Consider the following 19,198-nt stretch of genomic DNA (forward strand, 5'->3'; position numbering starts at 1 on the left):
TGGTGCGCCCGAGAGGATTCGAACCTCTGACCACCTGGTTCGTAGCCAGGTACTCTATCCAGCTGAGCTACGGGCGCAAATGGCGGAGAAGGGGGGATTCGAACCCCCGATGCGGGTATAAGCCGCATACTCCCTTAGCAGGGGAGCGCCTTCAGCCTCTCGGCCACCTCTCCGTTTGCGGGGCTGATAATACTTCACAGGGATTTTTAGTCAAACACTTTTTTGGAGAAAAAAGTGCGTTCGCTCGGTATTTGGCCAAAGCGTGGAATATTCAAGCAATATCGACACTTATCCCGCTCTTTCGCCCCCTGCGACACCATTTTCGGCGCTCCGAAAAAACAAAAGGCGACACATGAGGTGTCGCCTTGTCACAGCCATTGATGCCGCTTAGAAGCCGGATTGACCCGGTACTTTCTCGGCCTGGATGCGCTGATAGATCTCTTCGCGGTGCACGGAAACTTCTTTCGGTGCGTTCACGCCGATACGAACCTGGTTGCCTTTCACGCCCAGCACGGTGACAGTTACTTCGTCACCAATCATCAGGGTTTCCCCTACACGACGAGTCAAAATAAGCATTCGCTTGCTCCTGTATCCTGTTTTGTATTTATATCGATATGCGACATTATCTTACAAAGATACCGATATGGTAAATGGTTGAAACTAAATCAATCAGGGATTGTTTCCCAAGGGCTGCTCATGAGGCTCCTGATCCAGCCCAAAAGCGGAGTGCAAGGCACGCACTGCCAGCTCCAGGTACTTCTCGTCAATCACCACGGATATCTTGATTTCAGAGGTGGAAATCAACTGCATGTTGATCCCCTCCTCGCCCAATACCTTGAACATGGTGCGGGCGACGCCAGGATGGTTCCACATCCCGACTCCGACGATGGAAACCTTGGCGATCTCACCGTTGCCCTGCACGCAGGCGGCCCCCAGCTCGCTGGCGGTCTCCTCCAGCAGGGCGCGCGCCCGGCGATAGTCATCGCGATTCACCGTGAAGGTGAAATCGGCGGTGCCATCGCCCAGCGTGTTCTGCACTATCATGTCGACATCAATGTTGGCGTCGCTGATCGGATTCAGGATCTGCGCTGCCACGGTGGGCCGGTCCGGCACACCCAGAATGGTCAGGCTGGCTTCGTTGCGATTGAACGCTATCCCGGATACCAGGGGAGCTTCCATCCTCTCACCTCCATATGTGATTAACGTTCCCTCTCCCTCGACAAAGCTCGACAGCACCCGCAGCGGCACGCGGTACTTGCCCGCGAACTCCACCGAACGGATCTGCAGCACCTTGGCGCCCAGGCTGGCCATCTCCAGCATCTCCTCGAAGGTGATGGTGTCGAGACGACGCGCCTTGGGTTCGATGCGCGGATCCGTGGTATAGACCCCGTCCACATCGGTAAAGATCTGGCACTCATCGGCCTTGATGGCAGCCGCCACGGCGACCGCCGTTGTGTCGGAGCCACCGCGCCCCAGGGTGGTGATGGCATTGTGCTCGTCACGACCCTGGAAGCCCGCGATCACCACCACCTTGCCCGCGCCCAGTTCAGCCTGAACCCGGTCGGTGTCGATGTGGGTGATGCGCGCCTTGCCATAGGCGGAATCGGTGTGAATGCGAACCTGATCACCGGTCATCGAGACCGCGGGGCAACCGCGTTTGTTCAACGCGATGGCCAGCAGCGCTATGGTGACCTGTTCACCGGTGGAGACCAGCACATCCATCTCGCGCCGGTTGGCATCAGGATCCAGCTGCTGGGCCATGCCCAGCAACCGGTTGGTTTCGCCCGACATGGCGGAGACCACCACCACCACGTCATGTCCCTGGGCGCGGGTCTGTTCGACCCGCTCAGCTACCGCCTCGATCCGCTCCAGCGTGCCGACCGAGGTGCCGCCGTACTTCTGTACATAGAGTGCCACAGATCACCTCGCCCGCTTACAGGCGCTCTTCCAGCCAGGAGTGTACGGATTGCAGGGCCGCCGGCACTGCCTCAGGCTGGGTACCACCCGCCTGGGCCATGTCGGGACGACCACCACCCTTGCCACCCACCTGCTGGGCCACCAGATTGACCAGCTCACCGGCCTTGACCTTGCCGGTCAGGTCGTTGGTGACGCCCGCGATCAGGTTGACCTTGCCCTCGCCGCTGGTTGCCAGCAGCACCACACCGGACTTCATCTGGTTCTTCAGTTCGTCCAGCATGCCGCGCAGGGATTTCGGATCGGCTCCTTCCAGCGCTGCAACCAGCACCTTCTGACCCTTGATCTCGATGACCTGACCCAGCAGGTCGTTACCGGCCTGGGCGGCCAGCTTGGCCTTGAGCTGCTCCAGCTCGCGTTCCATCATCTTGGCCTTGTCCAGCACCTGGCGAACCTTGTCAGCGATGCTGAACTGATCGCCCTTCACCAGCGCGGCTGCCTCTTCGATCTGCTCACCGACCTGATGCATGAAGTCGATGGCGGCCTTGCCGGTCACCGCTTCGATGCGGCGCACGCCGGCGGCGATGCCGCTCTCGGCGATGATCTTGAAGAAGCCGATATCACCGGTGCGCTTGGCGTGGGTACCGCCGCACAGCTCGGTGGAGTAGTCGCCCATGCGCACCACGCGCACGTCGTCTTCGTATTTTTCGCCGAACAGCGCCATGGCGCCGGCCGACTTGGCCTCTTCCAGGCCCATCAGCTGGGTGATGATTTCGTGGTTGGCGCGGATCTGGTTGTTGACCAGCTCCTCGACCCGGCGAATGGTCGCCATGGTCATCCCCTCGAAGTGGGAGAAGTCAAAGCGCATGCGCTCGGCACCCACCAGAGAGCCTTTCTGGGTCACGTGCTCGCCCAGCGCCTGACGCAGGGCCGCGTGCAGCAGGTGAGTCACCGAGTGGTTCAGGGCGATGGCCTGACGACGGTCGCCATCGACCACGGCCTCGACCTCGGCCCCTTTCTCCAGGGTGCCCAGTTCCATGTAGCCCTTGTGGATGATCGCCTTGCCCGCTTTAACGGTATCGGTCACGGCAAAGATGCCGTCATCCACTTTCAGGGTGCCGCTGTCGCCGATCTGGCCGCCGGATTCGGCGTAGAAGGGGGTCTGCTCCAGCACGATGACAGCTTCGTCACCGGCGATGAGACCGCTCACCTCGTCCACGCCCTTGTAGATGCCGACCACACGGGTGCGCTCGGTCAGAGTCTTGTAACCGGTGAAGGGGGTCTCGAAGTCGAGCTTGAGCATCTCGTTGTAGTTCACGCCGAAGCTGGATGCTTCCTTGGCACGAGCACGCTGCTTCTCCATCTCGGCCTTGAAGCCCTCTTCGTCGATGCCGATCTCGCGCTCGCGCACCACGTCGGCAGTCAGGTCGGCCGGGAAGCCATAGGTGTCATACAGCTTGAACACCACTTCGCCCGGAATGACCTTGGCATCGCCCAGATTGGCCAGAGCGTCTTCCAGCAGCAGCAGACCGCGGTCCAGGGTGCGGACGAACTGCTCCTCTTCGATGCGCAGCACGCGCTCGACCAGCGGCAGCTGGGCGATCAGCTCGGCAGCGACATCCTTCATCTGCACCGCCAGCTCGGCAGCCAGTTTGTAGAAGAAGACATCGGTGGCACCCAGCTTGCGACCGTGACGCACGGCGCGGCGGATGATGCGGCGCAGCACATAGCCACGACCTTCGTTGGAGGGCATCACGCCGTCAGCCACCAGGAAGGCGCAGGAGCGGATGTGGTCGGCGATGACGCGCAGGGACTGGTTGCTCAGATCGGTGGTGCCGACGATCTCGGCCGCTTTCTTGATCAGCGCCTGGAAGATGTCGATTTCGTAGTTGGAGTGCACACCCTGCATGATAGCGGAGATACGCTCCAGACCCATGCCGGTATCCACGGACGGGCGCGGCAGAGGCTCCATGGTGCCGTCAGCCTGACGGTTGAACTGCATGAACACCACGTTCCAGATCTCGATGAAACGGTCGCCATCCTCTTCCGGTGAGCCAGGACGGCCGCCCCAGATGTGATCGCCGTGATCGTAGAAGATCTCGGTGCAGGGACCGCACGGGCCGGTATCGCCCATGGCCCAGAAGTTATCGGAAGCGTACGGGGCGCCCTTGTTGTCACCGATGCGCACGATGCGATCGGCCGGCACACCGACCTCTTTTTCCCAGATGTCGAAGGCTTCATCGTCAGTCGCGTAGACGGTCACCAGCAGGCGCTCTTTCGGCAGTTGCAGCACCTCGGTCAGGAAGCCCCATGCAAACTTGATGGCATCCTGCTTGAAGTAGTCGCCGAAGCTGAAGTTGCCCAGCATCTCGAAGAAGGTGTGATGACGAGCGGTATAGCCGACGTTTTCCAGATCGTTGTGCTTACCACCGGCACGCACGCAACGCTGGGAGGTCGTCGCGCGATTGTAGGCACGCTTGTCTGCGCCAAGGAACACGTCCTTGAACTGGTTCATACCCGCGTTGGTAAACAACAGGGTCGGGTCGTTATGCGGTACCAGCGAGCTGGAGGAGACAACCTGGTGCCCCTGGGAACGGAAATACTCGAGAAACGCAGCGCGTATCTCAGACGTGGACATATACATGGAAAATCCTGCTTGATTCGAATACGGACTTTTAACCGCATTAATGTAAGTTTTCTGCGGGGTAAAGTAAAACGGACAGGGCCGCCACGGGCGAAAAAGCGCACATAAACGGGCCGGAAATGCGCCCCGCAGCCAACCGCGGCTTTTTTCACCATCAACAGGAGAAAAAGCGGCATGAAAAGAGGGTCAAGACGGGGAGAACCCGGCTTTCATCAATCTGAGCTGACAAGCCTATGAACAGGCAGGGAAAATCTTGCACAGGCGTCATAATGGCCTGGTCGGCAGGTGGAAACCGGCGACCAGGCGCCGGTAAACCGGAAATGAAGAGAGCGGGTGTACGACGATGGGGCTCTCGTCTCTCGAATCATCTCAAGAGCCAGCACAAACATCGCCGTTCTACTCTTCCCGCTCCTGCAGGGCAGAGATGGCGTAACGGGCCTGATCCTGGCTAAAGCCGCGCCCCAGCAGATACTTGAGCCACTTCATTCGCAGCTTGAAGTCGGCCAGATCGGCTAGGTTGGCCCGTCGTTCCAGCAGCGCAAAGGCGAGTTCGAACCAGTCCAGCTCGGGTTGCTCGAAGGCGGCATCGATCTGGCCATCGTCCAACCCCTTGCGGCGCAGCTCGAAACGGATCTTGAGCGGGCCATGCCCCTTGGCGGCACCAGCCCGTACAGCCATGGCACCATAGCGCTCGTCATTGACCCAGTTGTAACCGCGGCAGTAGTCGACTACCGCCTCGATCACCTCTTCCTGATAGCCCTGTTGGCGCAGGCGTCTGGCCAGCTCCGACTCGGCACTCTCGCGACGGGCCAGACTGCGCATGGCGTAGGCACGGGCGGCCGCCAGCTGCTCTGTAAAGCTCGGCTCGGCGGGCTCGACCGGTTCGGTAACGGATTCATCAACCATAAATGACAAGGCCGGGTATCAACCCGGCCTTCCTTTCGTTCTTATTCGAACTCTTGTTCGTTTTCGGCTTCAAACTCGTCGTACTCGGCAGCGGAGGGCTTCTCCTCCACCGGCGCGGCGCCGGAGAGCAGCAGCTCGCGCAGTTTGGCTTCCACTTCGCCAGCCAGCGCCTTGTTTTCGGAGAAGAGCTTCATCACGTTGGCCTTGCCCTGACCGATCTTCTCGCCGTTGTAGCTGTACCAGGCACCGGCCTTGTCGATCAGCTTGTGCTTGACGCCCAGATCCACCAGCTCGCCCTCTTTGGAGATGCCGGCACCGTAGAAGATCTGGAATTCGGCCTGCTTGAAGGGCGGAGCCACCTTGTTCTTCACTACCTTGACGCGGGTCTCGTTACCGACCACTTCGTCACCTTCCTTGATGGCGCCGGTACGACGGATATCCAGACGCACGGAGGCGTAGAACTTGAGCGCGTTACCACCGGTAGTGGTCTCCGGGCTGCCGAACATGACGCCAATCTTCATCCGGATCTGGTTGATGAAGATGCACAGGCAGTTGGCGTTCTTGATGTTGGCGGTCAGCTTGCGCAGCGCCTGGGACATCAGACGAGCCTGCAGGCCGACGTGGGAGTCACCCATTTCACCTTCGATTTCCGCTTTCGGGGTCAGGGCCGCCACGGAGTCGACGATGATGACGTCAACTGCATTGGAGCGCACCAGCATGTCGCAGATCTCCAACGCCTGTTCACCTGTGTCCGGCTGTGAGATGAGCAGGTCGTCGACGTTGACGCCCAGCTTGGCAGCATAGATGGGGTCGAGTGCGTGCTCCGCATCGACGAAGGCACAGGTCTTGCCCTTCTTCTGGGCTTCGGCGATCACCTGCAGGGTCAGCGTGGTTTTACCGGAAGATTCCGGGCCGTAGATCTCGACGATACGACCGCACGGTAGACCACCGATCCCCAGCGCCACGTCCAGAGAGAGGGAGCCGGTGGAGATGGCTTCGATATCCATGGTCTTGCTGTCGCCCAGACGCATGATGGAACCTTTGCCGAACTGCTTTTCAATCTGACCCAGCGCAGCCGCCAGTGCCTTCTGTTTGTTCTGATCCATGCCAATCTCCGCTGGAAATCGTGAGTAAAAATGAAGTTGGGCTAAGTATACTGTCTATTCATACAGTATCAAGCCCAATTTATCTGAGCAGGGCCAACAGACCCGACAAGGCCTGTCTCACCGCCTGCTGACGCACCTGCCGGCGATCCCCGTCGAAACGGGCCAGCAGGGAGTGGTGGCGGCCGTTGCAATCTGCCCAGGCAAACCAGACGGTGCCGACCGGTTTGCCCTCGGTGGCGCCGCCGGGACCGGCGATGCCACTGATGGCGACACTGATGGAAGCCGACGAGTGGGCCAGCGCGCCGCGGGCCATCTCCAGCACCACCGCCTCGCTCACCGCGCCGTGCTGCTCCAGGCTTTCGTCGCTCACCCCCAGCATCTGCTGCTTGGCCTCGTTGGTGTAGGTGACAAAGCCACGATCGAACCAGCCTGAGCTGCCCGCAATGTCGGTGATGGCCGTGGCCACCCCGCCGCCGGTACAGGATTCGGCGGTGGCCGCCAGCCAGCCTCGCTGGCCAAGGGCTCGCCCCAGCTCGATGGCGAGGCGCTCTATCTCTGCGTCCAGTTTCATCGTGACTCCCTCTGATGCGTGCAAGAGGCACATTATGCGATCCCGCCACTGCCGCCCGCAACCGCCGGGCAGACCCCCACCGACATCGATGTGCAGCACCCAGACCCGCTCAGCCAGAGACAACCCCGGAACCCGACCTCCCCCGTCGCGCTGCTTATGTGTAGAATGGCGCCATCAAGTTCAAGGCTCATCACCGCAGACACTGGCCCGCAGAGGCCCCTTCTGGAATCGCACATGACCGCACAACACCAAGCTACCGGCACCGCGCCTGGCGCCAATCTCAGCGCCCACACGCCCATGATGCAGCAGTATCTGACCCTCAAGGCCGAGAACCCGGAGATCCTGCTGTTCTACCGGATGGGCGACTTCTACGAGCTGTTCTATGACGATGCCCGCAAGGCCTCCCAGCTGCTCGATATCTCCCTGACCAAGCGCGGCCAGTCGGCCGGCAGCCCCATCCCCATGGCGGGGGTGCCTTATCACGCCATCGAGGGGTATCTGGCCAAGCTGGTACAGCTGGGCGAATCGGCCGCCATCTGTGAACAGGTAGGGGATCCCGCCACCAGCAAGGGGCCGGTGGAGCGCAAGGTCATTCGCATCATCACCCCGGGCACCGTCTCCGACGAGGCGCTGCTCAGCGAGCGGCAGGACAACCTGATCGCCGCCGTCTACCACGATGGTCGCCGCTTCGGCTACGGCACCATGGACATAGGCTCCGGCCGCTTCTTCATCAACCAGTTCGAGAAAGAAGAGACCCTGCTGGCGGAGCTGCAGCGCACCAACCCGGCCGAGCTGCTCTACCCCGAATCGTTCGCCTTCCTGCACCACGTCGAGGGTCGCCGCGGTCTGCGCCGCCGCCCGGAGTGGGAATTCGAGCTCGGTACCGCCCGCAAGCTCTTGTGCCAGCAGTTCGGCACCCAGGATCTGGTGGGCTTTGGGGTCGAGCAGAGCGAGACCGCCCTGTGCGCTGCCGGCTGCCTGATGCAGTACGTGAAAGACACCCAGCGCACCGCCCTGCCCCACATTCGCAGCGTGCGCCTCGAGCAGCCCGATCATGCGGTCATCATGGATGCCGCCACCCGCCGCAATCTGGAGCTGACCCAGAATCTGGCCGGCGGCCATGACAACACTCTCTCCGCCGTGCTGGACTGCACCGCCACCCCCATGGGGAGCCGGCTGCTCAAGCGCTGGATCCACCAGCCGATCCGCGATCGGGTGATCCTCAAAGGCCGTCAGAGCACCATCAAGGAGCTCATCGAGCAGAACCTTTACGACGAGCTGGGCGGTTTGCTGCGCCAGGTCGGTGACGTGGAGCGGGTGCTGGCGCGCCTGGCCCTGCGCTCTGCCCGTCCGCGTGACCTCACCCGGCTGCGCCAGGCCTTCGCCCAGTTGCCGGAACTGCAGCGCCTGCTTGCCAGCAGCGAGCACGAGGCGGTGCAACAGCTGCGCGAGCGGGCCAGTACCTTCCCCGAGCTGCTGGACCTGCTGGAACGCGCCGTGATGGAGGTGCCACCCGTACTCATTCGCGACGGCGGCGTCATCCGCGAAGGGTTCAACACCGATCTGGACGAGCTGCGGGATCTGGCCAACGGCGCCACCGCCAGCCTGGCCCGCATCGAGGAGCGCGAGCGGCTGCTGACCGGCATCAACACCCTCAAGGTGGGTTACAACAAGGTGCACGGCTTCTATATCGAGGTGAGCCGCGCCAACAGCCATCTGGTGCCGGCCCACTACATCCGCCGCCAGACGCTGAAAAACAACGAGCGCTACATCATCGATGAGCTCAAGAAGTACGAGGACAAGGTACTCACCGCCCAGGCTCAGGCGCTGGCGCTGGAGAAACGCCTCTACGAGGAGCTGCTCGATGCCCTGCTGCCGCACCTGGGCGAGCTGCAGGAATCCGCCGCCGCCCTGGCGGAGCTGGACGTGCTGGCCAACCTGGCCGAGCGGGCCGAGACCCTCGACTACCGTTGCCCTACCCTCATCGAGGAGGATCAGATTCTGATCGAGGCGGGCCGCCATCCGGTGGTGGAGCAGGTGATGACGGATCCCTTTATCGCCAACCCCATCCGGCTGGAGCGGGAACGGCGGATGCTGATCATCACCGGCCCCAACATGGGCGGTAAATCCACCTACATGCGCCAGACTGCGCTCATCGTGCTGCTGGCCCATATCGGCGCCTTCGTGCCGGCCGACAGCGCCCGCATCGGCCCCATCGACCGCATTTTCACCCGCATCGGGGCGTCGGATGACCTGGCATCGGGAAGATCCACCTTTATGGTGGAGATGACCGAGACCGCCAACATCCTCAACAACGCCACCGCCCGCAGCCTGGTACTGATGGACGAGATTGGCCGCGGCACCAGCACCTACGACGGCCTCTCCCTGGCGTGGGCCTGCGCAGAACAGCTGGCGAGCAAGATTGGCGCCTACACCCTGTTTGCCACCCACTACTTCGAGCTGACCCGGCTGCCGGAGCTGATGAGCGGGCTGGCCAACGTCCATCTGGATGCGGTGGAGCACGGCGACACCATCGCCTTCATGCACGCGGTACAGGAGGGAGCGGCCAGCCGATCCTACGGTCTGCAGGTAGCGGCGCTGGCGGGGGTGCCGAAATCGGTGATCCAGCAGGCCCGTCACAAGCTGCACGAGCTGGAGAGCGCCACCCCGGTGGCCGCCGGCGAAGTACGCCCTGCCCCGGTCGCCCTGCCGCCCCAGAGCCATCCGGTAGTTGATGAGCTGGAAGCGGTGCGCCCGGACGAGCTGACCCCGCGCCAGGCGCTTGACCTGCTCTATCGCCTCAAGCAGATGCTGTAACCCGTCACCAACACAGCAATAAAAAGGGGAACCGTGAGGTTCCCCTTTTCGTTTTCATGGTTCGGCCTGTCGTCAGGCCGGCCCTATCCTGTCCATCAGGCTCATGTGGGTTGAGCCGTCGTGGCGCTTGAGCTTCTGGCGATACTCGAACTGGTGCTGACTCTCCTGCTTGAGGCCCAGCATCAGGGAGTAGCACATGGCCAGCATGATCACCGAGAAGGGCAGCGCGGCTATGATGCTGGCGGCCTGCAGGGCGGCCAAGCCGCCTGACACCAGCAGAATGGCGGCCACCAGCCCCTGACCCAGCCCCCAGACGGCGCGGTGCAGCACGGGGGGATCCTGATCCCCGATGGAGAGCAGGGTCGTAATGACCAGGGTGCCCGAGTCGCTGGAGGTGATGAAGTAGGTGCAGATGAGCAGGGTCAGCACCCCCTTGGCGATCCAGCCGAAGGTCTCCCAGTGCAGCAGCTCCACCGTCTTGTAGAGCGCCAGGGTGACATCCTGATTGACCGCGGCCACCACGCCGCCACTGCCGAACAGCTCCAGATTCATGGCGGTGCCGCCGAACACGGTGAGCCAGAACATGCCGAGCAGGGAGGGCACCAGCAAGACACCGAGCACGAACTCGCGGATGGTACGCCCCTTGGAGATGCGGGCGATGAACATGCCGACAAAGGGCGCCCACGCGATCCACCAGCCCCAGTAGAAGGCGGTCCAGCTCGACTGCCAGGCCGAAGTGCCGTTGGCCTCGGTGTTGGTCCAGAAGCTCAGCTTGACGATGTTCTGCAGGTAGTCACCTATGTTCTGCACATAGGCGTTGAGGATGTAGGTGGTCGGCCCCAGCACCAGGAACAGGCCCAGCACGAACACGCTCAACCAGATATTGAGCTCGGAGAGGATCTTCACCCCGCGTCCGACGCCGGAGACCGCCGACAGGGTGGCGATCAGGCTGATGCCGCCGATGAGCCAGAGCTGGTTCGCCTGCGAGACTTCCATGCCGAACATCTGGTTGAGGCCGGTATTCATCTGGGAGACCCCCAGGCCAAGGGAGGTCGCCACCCCGAACACGGTACCAAACACCGCCAGCACGTCGGCGGCGTGACCCCAGAAACCGTAGATGCGATCGCCGAGCAGCGGATAGAGCACGGAGCGGATGGCCAGCGGCAGCTTGCGCCGGTAGCTGAAGAAGGCGAGCGACAGGCCGACGATCACATAGATGGCCCAGGGGTGCAGGCCCCAGTGGAAGAAGGTGAGACGCATGGCGATCTGGGCCGCCTCCGGGGTCATCCCTTCGGTGACGAAGGGGTTGCCCTGCAGGTGGTACATGGGCTCGGCGATGCTCCAGAACACCAGCCCTATCCCCATGCCGGCGCTGAACAGCATGGCGAACCAGGCGAAGTAGCCGAATTCCGGTACCTGGTCGTCGTCACCCAGCCGGATGCTGCCGAAGCGGCTGAACATCAGATAGATGGCGAAGAACAGGAACAGGGCGACCACCAGGATGTAGTACCACTTGAACCCGGCGATGATCTTGTCCTTGGCCCCCACGAACCAGGTGGCGGCGGTTTCGGGGACGAACATCCCGAACAGCAGGAACAGGGTGATGACGGTGAGCGCCGTCATGGCCATGGTCGGGTTGAGGCCTTTGAACAGCCCTTTGTTTGCTCTCATCTGGCCTCCTTAGTCGTTGTTGAAAAAGTCTTCACCCACGTGATCACCGGCGCCGCCGATGGCGCGGTAGACCAGCTTGCCGGCCGTCTGCGCTCGGTGGTCCACCAGGCTGACGGAGGGCTGACCGTTCACCGCGTGGCGCTTGCCGAGGAAGATGGCCATGGGCACGCCCAGGTTGGAGATGCCGCTGGTGATCCAGAGCCGGTTGAAGTCGTAGGAGCCGCCGATGAACTCCAGCTGGGCCAGCCCGGTATCGAGGCCGGTCAGGTAGAAGTTCATTGCGCTCTCGTCCGGGAAGAGGTGCACCAGCACATAGGCATAGCGCAATTCGTTTACCAACTCCTTTAGGTTGAAAGAACCTGTTTCACTGCAGGAGAGCGGCAACTCACCGTCGTAGTGATGCACCTTGAGGTTGTTGGGATCTTCGTCATAGGCGGGCTGGTAACGCACGAAAGCCGAGGTGTCAGGCAGTTCATAGCGGACTCTGACCACTCGAAGGTCGGCCACCAGCGCTTTGATGTCCAGTTCGTCACTCATCATCTTGCTCCTCGAAACAGCAGGGGAAAATAGGGGGAAAGCTCATTACCCTAACACAAAATAATTAGAGCAGAAAAGATTACAGTAAAAACCATATTGACCTTGTGACGAATTAGGCGGAGAATTTTGCGCCTCCCAATCACCCCTCGACGATTTCATACCCCATGGAAAAACATGATGAAGTGCTGGTCGCCCTGCGCCAGATCATTCGTGCCATCGACATGCACTCCAAGCGCTTGATCAAGGAGGCAGGCCTGACTTCGCCCCAGCTCTTGCTGCTCAAGGGGATCGACGAGCTGGGCCAGATCTCCATGCGTCAGCTGGCGGATCACACCAACATGAGCCAGGCCACCGCCACCACCATCATGGACCGCCTCGAGAGCCGCCAGCTGGTGCAACGCATCCGCAGCGAAACCGACAAGCGCAAGGTGCATGCGACACTGACTGACGCAGGCCGAGCCCTGCTGGCCCAGGCGCCGACCCCACTGCAGGAGCGCTTCATTCAGCGTTTTCAAGCACTTGAGACTTGGGAGCAAACCCTGCTGCTCTCCTCTTTGCAGCGTATCTCCACCATGATGAATGCCGACGAGATAGACGCGGCCCCGGTGCTGAGCGTCCGGCCCCTCACCGAAGAGCGGGCATAAAAAAAGCTCCCGAACGGGAGCTTTTTTTATGGGCCTAGGCGAGCGGGATCACTCTTCCAGGCTGATGCCGATATTGGAGACACCGCCCTGGGCGGCGAAGGTACGCACGGCCAGGATGCGGTCGCTGTCACGCTCGTGGGCCACCCGCTTGAGCAGCTCGACCTGGAACTCCAGCTCGGCCTCCATGTATTCGTGCTCGTAGAGCTCCTCGTCGGTGAGGTCACGCTCTTCCAGCATCTCGATGAAACCGGCGACCGTACCGACCGACGCATGGCTGGCGTCGTTGGCCTCTTCCCCCACCCGGCAGATCACCGAGTTGTAGGCGCAGCCCAAGGCGACACAGGCATCCAGCGCCGGATAGGCGCCGTAGGATTCGAACTTGCTGGGTTCCGGAATGTAGACTTCGAACGCTTCCAGAATCGCCCCCAGATTGACCCGGGATCCTTTCACCGTCAGGTAGTTCCACATCTGATCCAGGGCGTGACGAAATGCCTTCGCATCCCCGAAACCGGAGGCCTGGGAAAACAGCGCATAGTTGGGGTACATGCGCTCTGCCAGCGCCAGGGTGTAGACCGTCTGTTGCCAAGGCTGTAGCTCGGCCAGTCGCTTATAAAACTTGTCACCAAACACTGGAGTCGGATCCTTTGCAAAATGTGGGGCAGATTGTAGCCCACGAGGGGCCGCGCGAAAACGAAAAAGCGGCCTGGTCGGCTATGTTGGCCGGTCAACTCGGGTAAGATGAAGGCAGAGCGGCCTCTCTCCCGCGCCGCAAATCTGATAAGGAACAAGAGTATGAGTCAACGTACCCTTCTTTTGCTCAGCCAGGACAATGCTCACTACGAGCGCCTGCTCAAGGCGGCTCACCTCCCTCATTTGCGCATTTTGAGAGCCGACAACCAGAGCGACGCCGAAAAAGTGATCGGCGAGGCCCACATCCTGATGGCCGAACCGGCGCGCGCCAAACCGCTGCTGGCCAAGGCCGGCAAACTCAGCTGGCTGCAATCCACCTACGCCGGGGTCGACGTGCTGCTGGATGCCAGCTGCCGCCGTGACTACCAGCTCACCAATGTGCGCGGCATCTTTGGTCCGCTGATGAGCGAGTACGTGTTCGGTCATCTGCTCAGCCTGATGCGCCAGATCCCCCTCTACCGGGAACAGCAGAAGCAGCGGCTGTGGCAGAGCCACCCCTATCACGGTCTCAAGGGACGCACCCTGCTGATCCTGGGCACCGGCAGCATAGGTCAGCACATCGCCCACACCGGCAAGCACTTCGGCATGAAGGTGCTCGGCATCAGCCGCAGTGGCCGCGAACGGGCCGGTTTCGACCAGGTATATCAGCTGCCCGCCCTCAACAAGATGCTGGCGCAGGCCGACGTCATCGTCAGCGTGCTGCCCGCCACCCGCGAAACCCATCATCTCTTCACCGCCGCCCGTTTCGAGCACTGCAAGCCGGGGGCCATCTTGTTCAACGTGGGGCGCGGCAACGCCATCCACGAAGGGGATCTGCTCACGGCACTGCGCACCGGCAAGCTGGGAATGGCGGTGCTGGACGTATTCGCGCAGGAGCCGCTGCCCGCCGACAGCCCGCTCTGGGGCCAGCCCAACCTCATCGTCACGCCGCACAACAGCGCCTACAGCTTCCCCGAAGACGTGGCCCAGATCTTCGTGCGCAACTACATCCGCTTCATCGACGGCCAGCCGCTGGACGGCAAGATCGACTTCGACAAGGGCTATTGATGGCCGTCAGCCAATAAAAAGGCCCCGCCAGCGTGGCGGGGCCTTTTTATTTCGGCGAGAGAGGCATCAACCGGCCTCCATCTCCTTGCGATAGCTCTTCACCTTGGCGAGGAACTGACGCTTCTCCTTGCCGGAGAGCGGTTCCGCCATCGGCAGCTTGACCTTCATGGCATCCACCGGACGATTGTTGATCCGCACCTCGTAGTGCAGGTGAGCGCCGGTGGAGCGACCCGTGTTGCCGGAGAGGGCAATCTTGTCGCCCATCTTCACCTTCTGGCCCGGCTTGACCAGCAGCTTGCTCAGGTGCAGGTAACGGGTCATCAGGGTACGACCGTGCTTGATCACCACATAGGTGCCGGCCAGCGGGTGGCTGGTCGCCTTCAGTACCACACCGTCACCGGTTGCCATCACGGGGGTACCGACCGGCAGGGCAAAGTCGGTGCCCTCGTGAGGCCGCACCTGGCCGGTGATCGGGTGACGGCGATTCGGGTTGAAGCTGGAGCTGACCCGGTAGCGGCTGTGGGTCGGGTAACGGCGGAAACCGCGCTCCAGGCTGTTGCCCTGCCCATCGTAGTAGTTGCCATCTTCGGACAGCCAGGCGGAGACGTTCTGACCCTGACTGAACACTTCCACCCCGAGCAGCTGGGTGTTGCCTGTGCTCTTGCCTTCGACCGTCTCCTGGCGCACCAGCACCTTGAACTTGTCGCCCTTTTTCAGATCCTTGGCGAAGTTGAGCCGCCACTGGAACAGGTTGGCAATCTTCTGGATATGGTTGGCCGGGATCCCCGCATTGCGGGCACTCACGTAGAAGCTGCCATTGATGACGCCGTCATAGCTCTTCTTCTGCCACTCCACCTCTTCATTGAGCATGTTGGCACTGTAGGTGTCGTCGGTACGCTCCAGCACCAGGGTCTGCTTGATGTTCAGGCGGATCTTCATCTGCTGCAGTATGTTGTCCTGATCGATCAGCAGCTCGATGGTCTGGCCCGGCTTGAGCCGTGCCAGATTGTTCTTGGTGTCGGCATCCAGCACCTTGTAAAGGGTGGTGGTGGAGAGACCCAGGTTGTTGAAGATGGTGGTCAGATTCTCGCCATTGCGAACCCGGTAATCCTGCCACTGGGGGGTGGCGTCGGCCGGGATGTCATCTTCCGGTGTCGCGGCTTCTACCAGCTCGTGATCCGGGATGTCGTTGAAGTCCGTATTGTCTTCGTTGGTTGCGGTGCCATTGGTGGCGATCGGCAACTCCAGTCGCAGCGGCCGCTCCAGGATGTCACCCGGGGCTGGCAATATGGCTACCGCCGACAGCGTCATGGCCGTCAGCAGTAGCATGGCGTAAAAGTGTTTGCGGGGAACCGGGGGTTCCCAATTGGCGGCCTGCGCTACCAAGGGACGGAGACGTTTCATCCGCTATCCTGTCATTAGATCCAAGGGTGTTAGTGGTCAGTCTGTTTGTTATGAAACCGTATAAAACTGATTGTTTGACCTAAATACTCACAATTAGTTCATAGCAATCTGCATGAACCTCACATTTTATGCATAACATTCCTTCATGGGCAGAAATGATCGTCTTTTTTAACCATTTTTTCCTATTTTTAAGAGCCGGGTCAGCCCACCTCCGACCCCAGGTTTCAACATGTTGCGATAACTTTTCCATGGAGTGGATATGTCGTTAGCGAAACTGTTAAATCGAATCATCCTGATTTTGTTCCTGATTGGCGCCGTCCTGCTGTTCATGCTGGAAGTCACCACGGTGCGGCAATCCATCCTCGATCAGATGTCCGCCAACCTGGAAACCGCCATCACCGCCCTCGGGCTGGTGCTGCAAGGCACCCTGCTCAACGATGACAAGGTACTGGCCGAGACCATAGTCAACGCCATGTTCGATGGCGGCTTCGTCAGCGCGGTCACCCTGCTGGATCCGGATGGTCAGGTGCTGTTTCAGAAGGTCTTCCACACCGCGCAACAGAACGTGCCGACCTGGCTCCCCTCTGTTATCGACATGCCGCCGGTAAAAATTGAGCAGGAGCTGACCGATGGCTGGCGCATGCTGGGCACCCTCACCCTGGAAGGGCACACGGGCTATGCCTACCAGCATCTGTGGAATGCGATCAGCCGTACCGGCACGGCCCTGCTGGCAGGTCTGCTGGTGTTCACCCTGGTGATCTCCTGGGTCTGCAAACGGCTGCTGCGCCCGCTCGAGCAGATCAATCTGCAATTGGTGAAGATCCGCAAGCGCCAGTTCAGTGGCACCCTGGACGCTCCCTGGTTGCAGGATCTCAAGGAGCTGGCCGGCTCGGTCAACCAGCTGGTGTCGGAACGCAAACGGGATCTGCTGCAGCAACGGCTCAAGATAAGCCAGCTCGGCAAACAGCTCCCCATGGTCAATGAGCCGCTGCAGACCCTGACCTGCGCAGGAGAGGGGCTGTTGCAACAACACTTCTTCTCGACCCAGGGCAGCATTCGTCTCTACAGCCGCCTCATTCCGGAAGTCACCCCGTCACTGAACAGTTCACCGGACGAGATCCGGCACCTGCTCGATCTCTGGCTGCACCATGCAGTCGAGGGATTGCAACTGCCGCTCAGCCTGCTCGGCCACCCCGACTGGGCTCAATTTGCACCTCTGCTGGCCAAGGGCAGAGGCAAGACCCTCGATTGGCGCTGGGATCAGGAACATGTACCACCCCTTGCCCAGGAGCGGCTGGCCGCCTTGCAGGAACAAGGGGTGGAGATGGCCTTCAGCGCCATCCCGATGACCAACGAAACCTTCAATCAGCTCGACCCCATCAATCCCGTTTTCATCAGCTGCCAACCGACCCAGGCTCCGCTCTATTGGAACCTGGTGGCCCAGTGCCTGCACAGTGCGGGCTACACCCTGCTGGCGGAGGCCGGCGACATTCAGGATATCGACACCCTGCGCAACTGGGGCATCGATGGCTACGCCGGCAAGGAGGCATGATGAACAGGACCGGATTGTTGCTCGCCCTGCTGTGGCCACTGCCGCTGCTGGCCAACCCCACCACCATAGCCACCGGCGGTGAACAGGGGATCTATCACCAGATCGCCAAAGAGTTCTGCCGGCTGGCCAACAAGAGCGATGCCGGACTGCAGTGCAAGCCGCAGGCGACCTCGGGCTCCATCGAAAATCTGCGCCAACTGAAAAGCGGCGAAACAAGCTATGCGCTGGTGCAGTCGGACTGGCTCTACCAGGCCAGTAACGGCCTGGGTCCATATGCCAGTCAGCCGCAACCAGAGCTCAGGGCCATCTTCGCCACTCACGCCGAGCCCTTTACCATAGTGGTGAGGGCCGACGGCGACATCACCAGCCTGGAGCAACTCAAGCTGGCCCCCATCGACATGGGACTCAAGAGTTCCGGTACCCGCCAGACGGCGCTCGCCCTGTTCAACGTGCTGGGCGCCAAGGAGCAGGATCTCGATCTCAAGAGCGTGGCCAATCTGGCCGAGTCCCTGTGCAGCAAACAGATCGACGCCTATGGCCTGGTGATGGGTCACCCCAACCGCATCGTGCTGGATACAGCCAAACGCTGCCCCGTGCGTTTCCTGCCGATCGAGGGGGCAACCCGGGATCAGCTGCTCAAGGGGGTCAAGTATTACCAACGCAGCCAGATCCCTGCGCGTATCTATCCGGGCAACCTCAAGGCGACGCCGACCTTTGCCATCGCCGCCACCCTGGTAACCACCGCCAGCACGCCACAGGCCGACGTTTACCGCCTGACCCGGGCCATGCTGGCCCAGCAAACCAAGTTCAATGAGCAAACCTACGGTTACGCCAACCTGTTTCACCAGTCGCGCAATAAAACCGGCCCGGTGCTGAGCATCGAACAGCATCCGGGCGCGGCAAAATATTTCGAGGAGTTGAAAGCGGCGGGCAAGCTATAGCTGACGGCGGGGGGAGCGCAACTGCTCGCTGGAGAAGCGGGTCTTCATCGAGGTCCACTGCGCCAGCCTGTCGGCACTGCCTGCCAGGGTCCCTTCCCGGCGCGACTTCATGATCCAGATGCTCTTGGCATCAAAACTGTAGACGGGGATAAGATCGGTCCGCTTGCTGCCGGGCAGGATCCGGTTGTTGATGTTGTCGAGCACCATCGGATCCGACTTGGGGGTCGCGAAGTAGAGCGTAACCATGTGGAACTGGTTGTACTTGACTGCCTTGACGTAAGCCAGTCGCAGCTTCTTCTCGTCCACCCCAAGCTCCATCAATGTGTAGTACTTGGAGATGCTGTAATCCTCGCAGTCGCCACCACGGGCACCGATAAACTCCAGCGGGTTGGCCCAGTAATCCGTTTCTCCCCACAATCTGGGATCATCGCTGTAGGTCAGGTTGTTGAAGTAGTTGTTGACCAGCTCGATCTTCTGCTGATCCGTGGTGCCGGCCCTTGGCGTCAGCAGGCGCGAGAAGGCCTCCGCCCGCTGGAGGGCTCGACCGCCATAGACCTCCTGCAATTTTGCCTGCAGTGCAGGGCTGGCCATGTATTCGGAGAGGCGGGAAGCCTGCACGCTGGCACAGCAGAGCGCCAACGTGCAGGTGGGAACGAGCAGCCATTTCATACCAGACACTCCCTGTCAGATGCTGGAGGTCAGTATAGTTGCCCCTGGCTGCCCCAGTGGCGAGCACGCGGGTGCTGCGACGCGG

General features: G+C 61.1%; 16 protein-coding genes and 2 tRNA genes. 5 read left to right on the forward strand and 13 right to left on the reverse strand.

Annotated features, from left to right (window positions below):
• The 8 genes from G5134_RS16835 to pncC all read right to left on the reverse strand — a co-directional run bounded on the left by G5134_RS16835 (window position 1) and on the right by pncC (window position 7,141).
• Window positions 1–77, reverse strand: a tRNA-Arg gene (locus tag G5134_RS16835).
• 3 nt (window positions 78–80) lie between these two features.
• Window positions 81–173: transfer RNA gene (locus G5134_RS16840), tRNA-Ser, on the reverse strand.
• Between the two features lie 214 nt (window positions 174–387).
• Complete coding sequence (gene csrA, locus G5134_RS16845) at window positions 388–576, reverse strand: carbon storage regulator CsrA (RefSeq protein ID WP_005305164.1); 189 nt, start codon at window positions 574–576, stop codon at window positions 388–390.
• A gap of 93 nt (window positions 577–669) precedes the next feature.
• Complete coding sequence (locus G5134_RS16850) at window positions 670–1,917, reverse strand: aspartate kinase (RefSeq protein ID WP_005305167.1); 1,248 nt, start codon at window positions 1,915–1,917, stop codon at window positions 670–672.
• Window positions 1,918–1,933: 16 nt separating this feature from the next.
• Entirely contained in the window at window positions 1,934–4,558 is a 2,625-nt protein-coding gene (alaS, locus tag G5134_RS16855) for an alanine--tRNA ligase (protein ID WP_017765330.1), read from the reverse strand.
• A gap of 396 nt (window positions 4,559–4,954) precedes the next feature.
• On the reverse strand, window positions 4,955–5,464 hold the full coding sequence (locus G5134_RS16860) for a regulatory protein RecX (RefSeq protein WP_065018770.1): 510 nt from the start codon (window positions 5,462–5,464) through the stop codon (window positions 4,955–4,957).
• Window positions 5,465–5,505: 41 nt separating this feature from the next.
• A complete protein-coding gene (gene recA, locus G5134_RS16865) occupies window positions 5,506–6,570 on the reverse strand; it encodes a recombinase RecA (protein ID WP_010636082.1) in 1,065 nt (354 codons plus the stop codon).
• Window positions 6,571–6,649: 79 nt separating this feature from the next.
• Window positions 6,650–7,141 carry a nicotinamide-nucleotide amidase gene (pncC, locus tag G5134_RS16870; RefSeq protein WP_065018769.1) on the reverse strand — a complete coding sequence of 164 codons (492 nt, stop codon included), beginning with the start codon at window positions 7,139–7,141 and terminating at the stop codon, window positions 6,650–6,652.
• Between the two features lie 234 nt (window positions 7,142–7,375).
• Here pncC and mutS point away from each other — a divergent pair, with 234 nt between their 5' ends.
• Complete coding sequence (gene mutS, locus G5134_RS16875; RefSeq protein ID WP_319907007.1) at window positions 7,376–9,958, forward strand: DNA mismatch repair protein MutS; 2,583 nt, start codon at window positions 7,376–7,378, stop codon at window positions 9,956–9,958.
• Window positions 9,959–10,030: 72 nt separating this feature from the next.
• Here mutS and G5134_RS16880 read toward each other — a convergent pair whose 3' ends face one another.
• Window positions 10,031–11,629 (reverse strand): BCCT family transporter, encoded by a 1,599-nt coding sequence (locus G5134_RS16880; protein WP_010636079.1) that lies wholly within the window; start codon window positions 11,627–11,629, stop codon window positions 10,031–10,033.
• Between the two features lie 9 nt (window positions 11,630–11,638).
• Entirely contained in the window at window positions 11,639–12,166 is a 528-nt protein-coding gene (locus G5134_RS16885) for a hypothetical protein (protein ID WP_017765335.1), read from the reverse strand.
• 164 nt (window positions 12,167–12,330) lie between these two features.
• On the opposite strand from G5134_RS16885, the gene G5134_RS16890 reads away from it, so the two are divergent.
• Window positions 12,331–12,810, forward strand: coding sequence for a MarR family winged helix-turn-helix transcriptional regulator (locus G5134_RS16890; protein ID WP_005305194.1), 480 nt, complete (start codon window positions 12,331–12,333; stop codon window positions 12,808–12,810).
• A 48-nt stretch (window positions 12,811–12,858) separates the two neighbouring features.
• Here G5134_RS16890 and G5134_RS16895 read toward each other — a convergent pair whose 3' ends face one another.
• Window positions 12,859–13,440 (reverse strand): YjaG family protein, encoded by a 582-nt coding sequence (locus G5134_RS16895; RefSeq protein WP_065018767.1) that lies wholly within the window; start codon window positions 13,438–13,440, stop codon window positions 12,859–12,861.
• Between the two features lie 162 nt (window positions 13,441–13,602).
• Here G5134_RS16895 and G5134_RS16900 point away from each other — a divergent pair, with 162 nt between their 5' ends.
• Window positions 13,603–14,547 (forward strand): D-2-hydroxyacid dehydrogenase, encoded by a 945-nt coding sequence (locus G5134_RS16900; protein WP_010636078.1) that lies wholly within the window; start codon window positions 13,603–13,605, stop codon window positions 14,545–14,547.
• Window positions 14,548–14,613: 66 nt separating this feature from the next.
• Here the strand turns inward: G5134_RS16900 and mepM are convergent, their stop codons facing one another.
• Window positions 14,614–15,951 carry a murein DD-endopeptidase MepM gene (mepM, locus tag G5134_RS16905; RefSeq protein ID WP_005305203.1) on the reverse strand — a complete coding sequence of 446 codons (1,338 nt, stop codon included), beginning with the start codon at window positions 15,949–15,951 and terminating at the stop codon, window positions 14,614–14,616.
• 259 nt (window positions 15,952–16,210) lie between these two features.
• Here mepM and G5134_RS16910 point away from each other — a divergent pair, with 259 nt between their 5' ends.
• Window positions 16,211–17,503 carry a LapD/MoxY N-terminal periplasmic domain-containing protein gene (locus G5134_RS16910; protein WP_005305206.1) on the forward strand — a complete coding sequence of 431 codons (1,293 nt, stop codon included), beginning with the start codon at window positions 16,211–16,213 and terminating at the stop codon, window positions 17,501–17,503.
• Window positions 17,503–18,444 (forward strand): TAXI family TRAP transporter solute-binding subunit, encoded by a 942-nt coding sequence (locus G5134_RS16915; protein WP_017778337.1) that lies wholly within the window; start codon window positions 17,503–17,505, stop codon window positions 18,442–18,444. The genes G5134_RS16910 and G5134_RS16915 overlap by 1 nt, the downstream gene beginning before the upstream one ends.
• On the opposite strand, the gene G5134_RS16920 is transcribed toward G5134_RS16915, so the two are convergent.
• Complete coding sequence (locus G5134_RS16920; RefSeq protein WP_017788145.1) at window positions 18,439–19,113, reverse strand: transglutaminase-like cysteine peptidase; 675 nt, start codon at window positions 19,111–19,113, stop codon at window positions 18,439–18,441. The genes G5134_RS16915 and G5134_RS16920 overlap by 6 nt on opposite strands.
• Window positions 19,114–19,198 lie beyond the last annotated feature (85 nt).

Source organism: Aeromonas sp. 600276, from assembly GCF_049175815.1.
GTDB lineage: Bacteria > Pseudomonadota > Gammaproteobacteria > Enterobacterales > Aeromonadaceae > Aeromonas > Aeromonas dhakensis.

Bases quoted from the DNA above. Each gene is read 5' to 3' on its own strand.
- G5134_RS16915 (WP_017778337.1), top strand. From the start codon at position 17,503: ATGAACAGGACCGGATTGTTGCTCGCCCTGCTGTGGCCACTGCCGCTG.
- mutS (WP_319907007.1), top strand. From the start codon at position 7,376: ATGACCGCACAACACCAAGCTACCGGCACCGCGCCTGGCGCCAATCTC.
- G5134_RS16910 (WP_005305206.1), top strand. From the start codon at position 16,211: ATGTCGTTAGCGAAACTGTTAAATCGAATCATCCTGATTTTGTTCCTG.
- G5134_RS16860 (WP_065018770.1), bottom strand. From the start codon at position 5,464: ATGGTTGATGAATCCGTTACCGAACCGGTCGAGCCCGCCGAGCCGAGC.
- alaS (WP_017765330.1), bottom strand. From the start codon at position 4,558: ATGTATATGTCCACGTCTGAGATACGCGCTGCGTTTCTCGAGTATTTC.
- G5134_RS16885 (WP_017765335.1), bottom strand. From the start codon at position 12,166: ATGAGTGACGAACTGGACATCAAAGCGCTGGTGGCCGACCTTCGAGTG.
- G5134_RS16890 (WP_005305194.1), top strand. From the start codon at position 12,331: ATGGAAAAACATGATGAAGTGCTGGTCGCCCTGCGCCAGATCATTCGT.
- G5134_RS16880 (WP_010636079.1), bottom strand. From the start codon at position 11,629: ATGAGAGCAAACAAAGGGCTGTTCAAAGGCCTCAACCCGACCATGGCC.
- mepM (WP_005305203.1), bottom strand. From the start codon at position 15,951: ATGAAACGTCTCCGTCCCTTGGTAGCGCAGGCCGCCAATTGGGAACCC.
- G5134_RS16920 (WP_017788145.1), bottom strand. From the start codon at position 19,113: ATGAAATGGCTGCTCGTTCCCACCTGCACGTTGGCGCTCTGCTGTGCC.
- G5134_RS16900 (WP_010636078.1), top strand. From the start codon at position 13,603: ATGAGTCAACGTACCCTTCTTTTGCTCAGCCAGGACAATGCTCACTAC.
- pncC (WP_065018769.1), bottom strand. From the start codon at position 7,141: ATGAAACTGGACGCAGAGATAGAGCGCCTCGCCATCGAGCTGGGGCGA.
- csrA (WP_005305164.1), bottom strand. From the start codon at position 576: ATGCTTATTTTGACTCGTCGTGTAGGGGAAACCCTGATGATTGGTGAC.
- recA (WP_010636082.1), bottom strand. From the start codon at position 6,570: ATGGATCAGAACAAACAGAAGGCACTGGCGGCTGCGCTGGGTCAGATT.